The following is a 9,107-nucleotide window of genomic DNA, read 5'->3' as shown; positions in this document are numbered from 1 at the left end:
GCGGGCGGGCGGGGATAATGCGGCGGGCGCGGTCGGCATTGGCTGTATCGAGCCGGGGAGCGGCTTTATCTCGCTCGGCACCTCCGGTGTGCTCTTCGTGGCGACGCCCGATTTCGCGCCGAACCCGGCCCAGGCGGTGCATAGTTTCTGCCATGCGGTGCCGGGGCGCTGGCATCAGATGGCGGTGATGCTCAGCGCCGCCTCCTGCCTCACCTGGGTTAGCCGGGTGACGGGGGCGGCGAGTGAAGCCGCGCTGCTCGCCGAAATCGAGGCGGAAACCCAGGGGCCGGGTTCGGTGCTATTCCTGCCGTATCTTTCGGGCGAGCGCACGCCCCATAATGATCCGCACGCGACGGGTCTATTTTCCGGTCTGACCCACGCCACCCGGCGCAGCGATTTGGGACGGGCGGTGCTGGAGGGGGTTGGCTTTAGTTTTGCCGATGGCCTCGCCGCGCTGACGGCGGCGGGGACCGAGGTTCAGAGTCTCGCCGTTATCGGCGGCGGCGCGCGCTCGCGGCTGTGGGGCGCGATTCTGGCGTCGATCCTTGGCAAACCGCTCGGCTATCGCAGCGGCGGCGATCTCGGCCCGGCCTTTGGCGCGGCGCGGCTGGCGCGCTTGGCGGTAACGGGAGAAGACCCGCGCGCCCTCTGCCTGCCGCCGCCCCTGGAAGAACGCATTCTGCCGAACCCGGCGTGGCAGGTGGCCTATGCCGCGCAGTATCAAGCCTATCGCGCCGCCTATAGGCCGGTTTGATTATTCTGAAATTCGCAAGAGTGTATGCGTTTTTAGGGATATTCTTGCTTTGAACGGCGTCCGCTAGGGTTTCTCTAGAGCGCGGGGCAAGAAACCGCCGCGCTTGAGGTCAACCCAGGCTGGAGGTTTTTTCGCATGGCAATCCGTCTTCATTCCTTCGCCCTCTCGGGGCATTCGCACCGGGCAACGCTGCTTTTATCACTGCTCAACTTGCCTTACACGGATGTGCCGGTCGATCTGAAGAGCGGCGCGCATAAAACGCCCGCGTTTCTGGCAATGAACCCGTTCGGGCAGGTGCCGGTTTTGGAAGACGGCGAAACGGTGCTGTTCGATAGCAATGCTATTCTTGTGTATCTGGCGCAAACCTATGATCCCGCGCGCACTTGGTATCCGCAGGAGCCGGTTGCGGCGGCGCGCGTGCAGCAGTGGCTATCGGTGGCCGCCGGGCTGATTGCCTTCGGTCCGGCAGCGGCGCGGCTGGTGACGGTCTTCGGCGCAAAGCTCGATCACGACCGGGCGAAGTTGATTGCGGCGGGGGTTCTGAGTGTGCTCGACGGGCAGCTTGCCAGCCGCGCCTTCGTGACCGGCCCGACGCCGACGGTTGCCGATGTATCCCTCTATGCCTATATCGCCCACGCCCCGGAGGGGGAGGTGTCGTTGGAGCCCTATCCGTCGATCCGCGCGTGGTTGACCCGGATCGAAGCCCTGCCGGGGTTCGTGGCCATGCCCGCCACTAAAACCGGTTTTGCCGCTTAATTTTCTGCCGACGATAGGAGGCCGAGATGAAAGAACGCAGCACGGATGCCGGAGCTTCCCGGTCTCCTTTTCACGCGGGCGAGGCGGCGGCCCAAGAGCGGGTGGGGGTGCGGGCACGGGCGGAAGACGCGGGCCGCCGCGTGATCCGCGACCATATGCCCGATCAACACCGCAGTTTTTTCGAGCAACTGCCGCTGATGGTGATCGGCGGTTTGGATGCGCGCGCCCGGCCCTGGGCACAGTGCTCACCGGGCAGGTGGGGTTCATGAGCTCGCCCGATCCGCGCGCTCTGCGGGTTGAGGCGCAGCCCGTGCGGGGCGACCCGCTGGCGGGGTCGATCCGCACGGGAACGCCGCTCGGGCTGTTGGGGATCGAGCTTGAAACCCGCCGCCGCAATCGCCTCAACGCCACCGTGCGCGAGAACGACGCCACGGGCTTCACCCTGTCGGTGGATGAGAGTTTCGGCAACTGCCCGCAGTATATTCAAGTGCGCCAGCATCGCTGGGTTGCGCCGCCTGAAACGCGGGCCGCCCCTGAGGATTTTGGCGCGCGCCTGCCCGAGGGCGCGCGGGCTTTAATCGACGCCGCCGATACGTTTTTCATCGCAACGGCCTCGCCTGAGGCGGAGGGGGCCGCGTCGGTTAAGGGCTGCGACGTGTCCCATCGCGGCGGTAAACCCGGCTTTGTGCGGGTGACGGAGGAAGGTGGGGCAAGCGTGCTGACCTCACCGGATTTCTTGGGAAATTTTCAGTTCCGCACCTTCGGCAATCTGGAAATCAATCCCCTGGCCGGGTTGCTGTTCTTGGATTTTGCCACCGGCGACATGCTGTTTCTCACCGGCACGGCAAGAGTGATCTGGGACGGGCCGGAGGTGGCGGCTTTCGCTGGGGCCGAACGTCTGTTGCAGTTCACTCTCACCGAAGGCCGCTTGCTGCGAGAAGCGTTGCCCCTGCGCTGGAGTGCGCCAGAGCCCTCGCCCTATGTGGCCGCAACGGGATCGTGGGAGGCGGTCGCGGCAGCGCAGGCCGCCCAGGCCGAAGGGCAGCGTTACCGGCCTTTCCGCCTTATGGCGATTGAAGCCGAGAGCGAAACCGTGCGCTCGTTCTACTTGGAGCCCGCCGATGGCGGCGGGATTGCGCCCCATGCGCCCGGTCAGTTTCTGCCGATTGCAGTGACGGTGGCGGGCGAAACCTTGAAGCGCACTTACACGCTGTCGCACGCCGCGAATGGCCGTTTCTATCGAGTCTCGATCAAGCGCGACGGGCGGGTTTCGAGCTGGCTGCACGATCAGATGCGCGTTGGCGATCGGCTGGAGTGCCTTGCGCCGCGCGGCGCGTTCACGCTCGATCTTACCTCGCCACGCCCGGTACTGCTGCTGGCGGGCGGCATCGGGATTACGCCGATGTTGGCGATGCTCGACGCGCTGCTGGGGCCGACCGACCGGACGCGCGTACCGAACCGCAAGGTCTATCTGGTCTATGCCGTGCGGCATGGCGGCGAGCATGGGTTCAAGGCGGCGCTGGCGGACTATGGCGCGCGCCATCAGAATTTCACGCTGTACACGCTTTATTCCGCCCCGCGTCTGGAGGATACAGGCTACGACGGCACGGGCCATGTCAGCGCCGAGGGGTTGCAAAAGCTGTTTCCGCTGGACGATTACGACGCCTATCTCTGCGGCCCGCCCGGCTTCATGCAAGCGGCCTATGGGGTGCTCCGCCGCTTGGGCGTGGCCGACGCGCGCATTTTTGCGGAAGTTTCGGCCCGGCACAGCTCGCGCGCGACCCGGATAGCCTCACGCCGTCCTCAGGGCCGGTTGCGGCGACCGAGCCGACGCCCGTCATTTTCGCCCGCTCTGGGAAAACCGCCGTCTGGCGTCCTGGGGACGGGAGTTTGCTCGATTTTGCCGAAGCGCAGGGGCTAACCCCGCCGTTCGAGTGCCGGTCGGGCACCTGCGGCACCTGCCTGACCCGTGTAATCGCGGGGCAGGCGCATCAATATGCCGGACCCGCCCGGCAGCCCGCAGCGGATGTGCGCCTCTGCTCGGCCACGCCCGCCGCTGAGGGGGCGCTTACGCTCGATCTTTAGGGCAAGGAGGGCTGCATCTGCGGATCGGACGCTGGAAGCTAGATGTTTAGCCCCAGCCTTTGAGGGGGCGGATTGCGTTTAAACTGGTCGGGTTTGGTTACCCCATCCGTGCCGCCCTCCTGCTCCAGCATGGAGTTTAAATTAGAAATCACAGAAGGAGGGAATCCTCTTACGTTTCAAAATTGTTAAGAAATCTTACAAAAGGGTGCCTCTTTATTGAATAAAATTAAAAAATGAATTAAAAAATTTCTGCACAACTTTTAGTACGATATCGATCATCGAGCGCTGCACACAAGGCGATGGTGACGGGCGAAAATACAAGGAAAGAACAATGGCTATTTCAACTCAGGTGATTTTGACGAATTCGACACCGGGGCTGCTCGTTCGTGTCGGACACCATGTTTCGAGCGGCGTATGGCACCCGGCACCGCCCGTGCTGATCCCCCCCGGCAAGGTGGACACTTGGGAGACCGACGCCGACGGCTTCATGACCGGTGTCAAGGGCTGGGTGGGCTATGTGCTAATCATCGACACCACCTCGCTTGGCGCTGTCTACGTGGCATGGGAAAATCCGTACTCTGGCGACAACTCCTATGCAGATTTGTGCCCGCCGGGTTACGCCTTCACCATCGTTGGCGGCGGCTCATCTAACGCCGTCGTCGGGTTCACACTGGCTATCGCTAAGGGGGCTGAGACGGTCGAACGCTACGCGACCGTCGCCAAGTAATATCGTGGACGCGAGGGCGGCATCTCGCAAGCGAGGTGCCGCCCTCTGACCGCCGTTAAGGTTTGCCGATTCTGCGCGCCCAAGCGCCTTCAAGCCCGCCCCAAGCCGGTTTATCGGGGGCGAAGCGGGCGCGCAGATAGCGGGTTAGTGCGGCGATTTGATCTGGGCTTAGCGTGTCGCGGAAGGCGGGCATTGCCGTGACGTCCGCCGCGCCGTCGCCGCCCGGCAGGCGCGGCCCTTGTGGGGCGGGAAGCCCGTTCAGCACCGCGTTTAGCATATTGTCCGGGCGCGGCGCGTGCAGGCTGCTGCTGAGGGCGAGGGAGGCAAGACCGCTGGTGGGCGTGTGGCAGGCGGCGCAGGCTCCCTCGAACAGGCGTGCGCCTGCGGGGAAAGAAGGGCTGCGGATTGCCGGGCGGTTTCGCTGGCAGCGACGGCACCGTGTCGCGCGGCGTCCGCATCCTGCGGCGTTTCCGTGAGACTCGCGAGATAGGTCGCCATCGCGCGAATATCGCTCTCGGGCACGGGGGCGAGCGAGGCAACGACCTGCGCCATCGGCCCCGCCGCCGCGCCATGCTCGGCGGACCAGCCTTTGCGCAGATAGTCGAAAAACGCCTGCTCGGTCCAGCCGACGGGGGCATAGCTTTGGGCCGTGAGCGCGGGCGCGTCCCAACCGTCCACCGTGCCGCCGGCAAGATGGTCCGTGCCGCGCATCTCCGCGCCCAAGGCGTTGCGCGGGCTATGGCAAGCGCTGCAATGGCCGAGCCCTTCCACCAACTCGGCCCCTCGGTTCCAGGCGGCGCTGCGGCTTGGGTCGCTCGGAACCTCGGGCTTGCTGAGGAACAGCGCGTTCCACCCGGCCATCAACGGGCGCAGGCTAAAGGGGAAGGCCAGAGCGGTTTTCGGTGTGGGATTTGCCGAGGCCGGTTGCGCCATCAGATAGGCATAGAGCGCTTGCAGATCGGCCTCGCTGGCTTTGGCGAAGGACGTATAGGGGTGGGCGGGGTAGAGGTGATGTCCGTCGCGGGAGATGCCGCGCCGCATCGCCCGCTCGAAGGCGGGGTAGGACCAGGTGCCGATTCCGGCGTCGGGATCGGGGGTGATGTTGGTGGCATAGATAATGCCGAAGGGGGTTTCCAGCGCGCGGCCCCCGGCAAACGCGGTGCCGTCCGCGCCAACATGGCAAAGATTGCACCCGCCGAGGGCTGCTGCCAGCCGCCCGCGTTCCAAGGTCGCCGCCGAATAGGCCTGCGGATCGGGCCGCTTGATCGGGGCGATGCTCGCCTGCCAGGGCAGTAGGGCGGCTGCCGTCGCCACCATCCCGGCGACAGCCCCGCCCAGCGGCAAGCGCCAGCGTCGCCAACCTTTTGCGGGCGGTGGGGCGGGCGGATCGGGCGGCGGCAAGGGGTTGAGGGCGGCGCGCACGCGCTCGGGCGTCAGCGGCAGTTCCCGAAACCGCACGCCGGTCGCGTCGAACAGCGCATTGGTGATGGCCGCTGCGCTCGGCACCGAGGCGCTTTCGCCAACGCCTAAGGGTGGGTCGTCCGGGCGCGGTATCATCAACACGTCGATTTCCGGCACCTCCGCGAAGCTGAGCAGCGGATAGGCCCCCCATTCCAGGCTGGTCACGGCGGTTGGGGAGAAATCGACAATCTCTTTCAGCACACGGCTGGTCGATTGCAGCACATTGCCGTGAATCTGGTGGCGCACGCCGTCGGGGTTGACGATCTGGCCGGAATCTTGGCCCACGGTAACGCGAGTAACGGCGATTTCGCCCGTCACCTTATTGACCGCCACATCGGCAACCCAAGCGGCCCAGGCGGCGGCAGTGCCGGGGAAAGGGCCGTGGACATAAACGGCATAGGCAAAGCCGCGCCCATAGAGAATATCGCCATCGCTGCCTAAGGAACCCGGCTTCGTGTGCGGCACCCATTTCGCCCGTTCGGCGACGGCGCGCACCAGATCGACCGCGCGCGGATCGGTAAGGTAGCGCAGGCGGTATTCGATGGGATCGACCCCGGCGGCGGTCGCAAGCTCATCGATGAAGGATTCATGGGCGAAACTATTGGGCAGGGCCGAGACGCCGCGAAACCACGAAGCGCGCGCAATCGGCGGCATATCATGAACGGTGACGCGCAGATTGCCGTAGGCATAGGGCGGGACGGCGGTGCGGTCACCCATATCGGCTGTTACCGGCACGGGCGGCACGGTGCCAGTCAGCAGCAGTGCCAGCGTGGTTGAAACATTCGAGGGGTAGCGCGTTTCGAAATCATAGCCGATTGGCCCGCCCTCGGAATCGAGCCCGCCGCGCACGTCCATCACCTGCGCCGCGCCCTTCGGCTCCCACGCGTGTTCCTGCTGGCGGGTGAGCTGCACGCGCACGGGACGGCCCACAGCGCGGGACAGCAAGGCGGCGTCTGCCGTCACATCGTCGGCGCAGTTGCGGCCATAACAGCCCGCCGCTTCCAGCCGTTCGACGGTGATTCGGTCTTCGGGTAAATCCAGTAACCGCGCCAGATCGGCCCGCATCGTAAAAGGGTTCTGGGTTCCCGACCAAACCGTCACCCCATCCGCGCCAAAATCGGCGACTGCGCAGGAGGGGCCGATGGAGGCGTGCATCTGGTAGGGCCAGACGTAGGAACGGTCCATCCGCTGCGTCACGCCGGCCAAGGCCAAATCGATATCGCCTTGATCGGTCAGGCGGCGCGGCGTTGACGGATTGGCGCGTAGGGCGGTGGCGGGATCATTGAGGTCCGGCATCTGCGGCGCGGGCCGCCAATTCACCTTCAGCCGCTGCATCGCAAGGGCAGCATTCTCCTCGCGTTCGGCGACGACCCCAACGAAATCGCCAATAACCACCACGGCGACGAGCCCCGGAACTTCGGCGACCGATGTTTTATCAACGCTGATGAGACTGGTCCCGACGTGCGGGCCGCTGTCGAACCCGGCATAGGGCGGGCGGACCACGCGCCCGTGCAGCATGCCCGGCAGGCGGACGTCATGAACAAAGGTCCAAACCCCGGTTGCCTTCGCGGGGAGGTCAACGCGCGGTTGCGGCTGGCCGACGATGGTATAGTCGGCCACGGGTTTCAGGGGGCGTGGGGGTCCAAATCTAGGCGAACGGATTGGCCCGCAAGCAGGGCCGGATACGAGACGAACAGGTTCCGATCTTGCGTCGATTGAACGACCCCATCGACCACGGTCAGGTCAGCGGTGGGCACACCGAGGTGCTCGGCGGCAAGACCGAGCAAAAACGCCCGCGCGGTGGCTGCCGCTTGGCGCAGGGGAATGGCGCTGACCTGGATCGTCTCGCTCGCAATTGTCGCGCCCTGGTCCGGCCCGGTTCGAGTGCTGCCGAGGACCATCTCGACCCGGTCGAACGGGATTGAAAGCTCCTCCGCCACGATCTGCGCCAGCGCGGTGCGAATGCCGGTGCCGAGATCCACATGACCGTTAAACGCGGTCACGCGGCCAGCAGCGTCTATCGTTAAGAACCGCTCGCTGCCGCGCATGACCTCAAGCGCGCTCATGCGGGCACCAAAGCCGCCGCCCGCACGGCGGCGAGAATTTCCAGATGCGCGCCGCAGCGGCAGAGATGATGGCGCAGGGCGGTCCTGATCTCCGTCTCGGTTGGGTGAGGATTGCGATGCAGCAGGGCGACGGTGGCGATAATCATACCGTTCAGACAATAGCCGCATTGGGTGGCATTATGGGCGATAAAGGCCGCTTGCACCGGGTGCGGCGTGGCGAGGGTGCCGAGCCCCTCCAGCGTGCGCACCGATTTTCCGACAACGGCAGCAACGGGCACGCGGCAGGCGCGCGCCGCCTTATTGTCCACCAGGACGGCACACGCCCCGCATTCCCCCAATCCGCAGCCGTATTTCGGGCCGTTGAGGGCAAGATCATTGCGCAGAATATACAGCAGCGGTGTTTCCGGCGCGGCCTGTACCGCGATGGTCTGGCCGTTGACCGTGAGGGTTAGAGAAGGCGTCGGCACCTGGGTCACAATGATTGTTACTGCCGATTGAGGGGCGCGAGTCTGAATGATCTTCGCATGCTCCTGCCTGGGGGAACAGCGGCGTTTACGGCGGGAGTGCGCCTCTATAGTGTGAGGATTATGAGTCTCGATCTCGCCTTCTATGCGCTCGCCGTTCCCGGCGTTCTGCTAACCGCCATCAGCAAAGGCGGCCTGTCGGGGCTCGGCGCGCTGACCGTGCCGATGCTGGCCCTCGTGTTGCCGCCGGGGCAAGCCGTGGGGCTGATGCTGCCGATTCTCTGCCTGATGGATATCTTCGGCCTGTGGGCCTACCGTAAAAGCTGGAGCCGTCAGCAGTTGGGCGTGCTGCTGGCGGGCGCGATGGTTGGGATTTTCTTCGGCATTCTCGCCTTCAATCACCTCAACGACGATGCCGTGCGCATCGCCATCGGCGCGAATGCCTTGGCGTTTACCGCCCTGCAATGGGTGCAGCCGCTGTTGAACCGGGGTAAACCCGCCGAAACCGCGCCGCAATCGAACCCAAAGGGCTTCTTTTGGTCGGGCGTTTCGGGTTTTGCCAGCTATATCGCCCACGCCGGCGGCCCGCCGCTGCTGATGTACTTGCTGCCGCAGCGGATGGAAAAAATGCTGCTGGCGGGGACCACGGTCGTCTATTTCGCCATCGTCAACTTCGTCAAGCTGGTGCCCTATTTGTGGTTCGGGCAGATCGATGCGACCAACTTCAGCCAAGCCCTGATTTTAGCCCCGCTCGCTCCGTTAGGCATCTGGATCGGCTATTGGCTGACCAAGCG

General features: G+C 65.0%; 11 protein-coding genes. 7 read left to right on the top strand and 4 right to left on the bottom strand.

Going from position 1 to position 9,107, the window contains the following annotated elements; translation table 11 throughout:
• From VZ95_RS15560 to VZ95_RS22215, 6 genes are all read left to right on the top strand, one after another.
• On the top strand, positions 1–754 hold a 754-nt coding region (locus VZ95_RS15560), incomplete at its 5' end, for an FGGY-family carbohydrate kinase (RefSeq protein ID WP_045776672.1).
• Positions 755–889: 135 nt separating this feature from the next.
• Positions 890–1,510: a glutathione S-transferase family protein gene (locus VZ95_RS15555; RefSeq protein ID WP_045776671.1), complete on the top strand. Its 621-nt coding sequence runs from the start codon at positions 890–892 to the stop codon at positions 1,508–1,510.
• A gap of 26 nt (positions 1,511–1,536) precedes the next feature.
• A complete protein-coding gene (locus VZ95_RS24315) occupies positions 1,537–1,779 on the top strand; it encodes a hypothetical protein (RefSeq protein WP_156995339.1) in 243 nt (80 codons plus the stop codon).
• A complete protein-coding gene (locus VZ95_RS23180) occupies positions 1,776–3,431 on the top strand; it encodes an FAD-binding oxidoreductase (protein WP_156995338.1) in 1,656 nt (551 codons plus the stop codon). Before VZ95_RS24315 ends, VZ95_RS23180 begins: the two co-directional genes overlap by 4 nt.
• Entirely contained in the window at positions 3,401–3,595 is a 195-nt protein-coding gene (locus VZ95_RS22220; protein WP_052711832.1) for a 2Fe-2S iron-sulfur cluster-binding protein, read from the top strand. The genes VZ95_RS23180 and VZ95_RS22220 overlap by 31 nt, the downstream gene beginning before the upstream one ends.
• 331 nt (positions 3,596–3,926) lie before the next feature.
• Positions 3,927–4,322, top strand: coding sequence for a hypothetical protein (locus VZ95_RS22215; RefSeq protein WP_052711831.1), 396 nt, complete (start codon positions 3,927–3,929; stop codon positions 4,320–4,322).
• Positions 4,323–4,377: 55 nt separating this feature from the next.
• Here VZ95_RS22215 and VZ95_RS27350 read toward each other — a convergent pair whose 3' ends face one another.
• The 4 genes from VZ95_RS27350 to VZ95_RS15535 are packed head-to-tail and all read right to left on the bottom strand — an operon-like array spanning position 4,378 to position 8,316.
• Entirely contained in the window at positions 4,378–4,695 is a 318-nt protein-coding gene (locus VZ95_RS27350; RefSeq protein WP_232302695.1) for a c-type cytochrome, read from the bottom strand.
• Entirely contained in the window at positions 4,593–7,403 is a 2,811-nt protein-coding gene (locus tag VZ95_RS15540; protein WP_052711829.1) for a molybdopterin cofactor-binding domain-containing protein, read from the bottom strand. The genes VZ95_RS27350 and VZ95_RS15540 overlap by 103 nt, the downstream gene beginning before the upstream one ends.
• Before the next feature lie 5 nt (positions 7,404–7,408).
• Positions 7,409–7,849 carry a molybdopterin cofactor-binding domain-containing protein gene (locus tag VZ95_RS27345; protein WP_052711828.1) on the bottom strand — a complete coding sequence of 147 codons (441 nt, stop codon included), beginning with the start codon at positions 7,847–7,849 and terminating at the stop codon, positions 7,409–7,411.
• Positions 7,846–8,316: a (2Fe-2S)-binding protein gene (locus tag VZ95_RS15535; RefSeq protein ID WP_084627841.1), complete on the bottom strand. Its 471-nt coding sequence runs from the start codon at positions 8,314–8,316 to the stop codon at positions 7,846–7,848. The genes VZ95_RS27345 and VZ95_RS15535 overlap by 4 nt, the downstream gene beginning before the upstream one ends.
• A 57-nt stretch (positions 8,317–8,373) precedes the next feature.
• Between VZ95_RS15535 and VZ95_RS15530 the strand changes: the two genes are divergently transcribed.
• The coding region (locus VZ95_RS15530; protein WP_156995336.1) for a sulfite exporter TauE/SafE family protein at positions 8,374–9,107 on the top strand (734 nt) is incomplete at its 3' end.

Source organism: Elstera litoralis, from assembly GCF_000963705.1.
Lineage (GTDB): Bacteria > Pseudomonadota > Alphaproteobacteria > Elsterales > Elsteraceae > Elstera > Elstera litoralis.
This window is presented reverse-complemented; position numbering and strand designations above follow the sequence as displayed.

Bases quoted from the DNA above. Each gene is read 5' to 3' on its own strand.
- VZ95_RS15555 (WP_045776671.1), top strand. From the start codon at position 890: ATGGCAATCCGTCTTCATTCCTTCGCCCTCTCGGGGCATTCGCACCGG.
- VZ95_RS24315 (WP_156995339.1), top strand. From the start codon at position 1,537: ATGAAAGAACGCAGCACGGATGCCGGAGCTTCCCGGTCTCCTTTTCAC.
- VZ95_RS23180 (WP_156995338.1), top strand. From the start codon at position 1,776: ATGAGCTCGCCCGATCCGCGCGCTCTGCGGGTTGAGGCGCAGCCCGTG.
- VZ95_RS22215 (WP_052711831.1), top strand. From the start codon at position 3,927: ATGGCTATTTCAACTCAGGTGATTTTGACGAATTCGACACCGGGGCTG.
- VZ95_RS27345 (WP_052711828.1), bottom strand. From the start codon at position 7,849: ATGAGCGCGCTTGAGGTCATGCGCGGCAGCGAGCGGTTCTTAACGATA.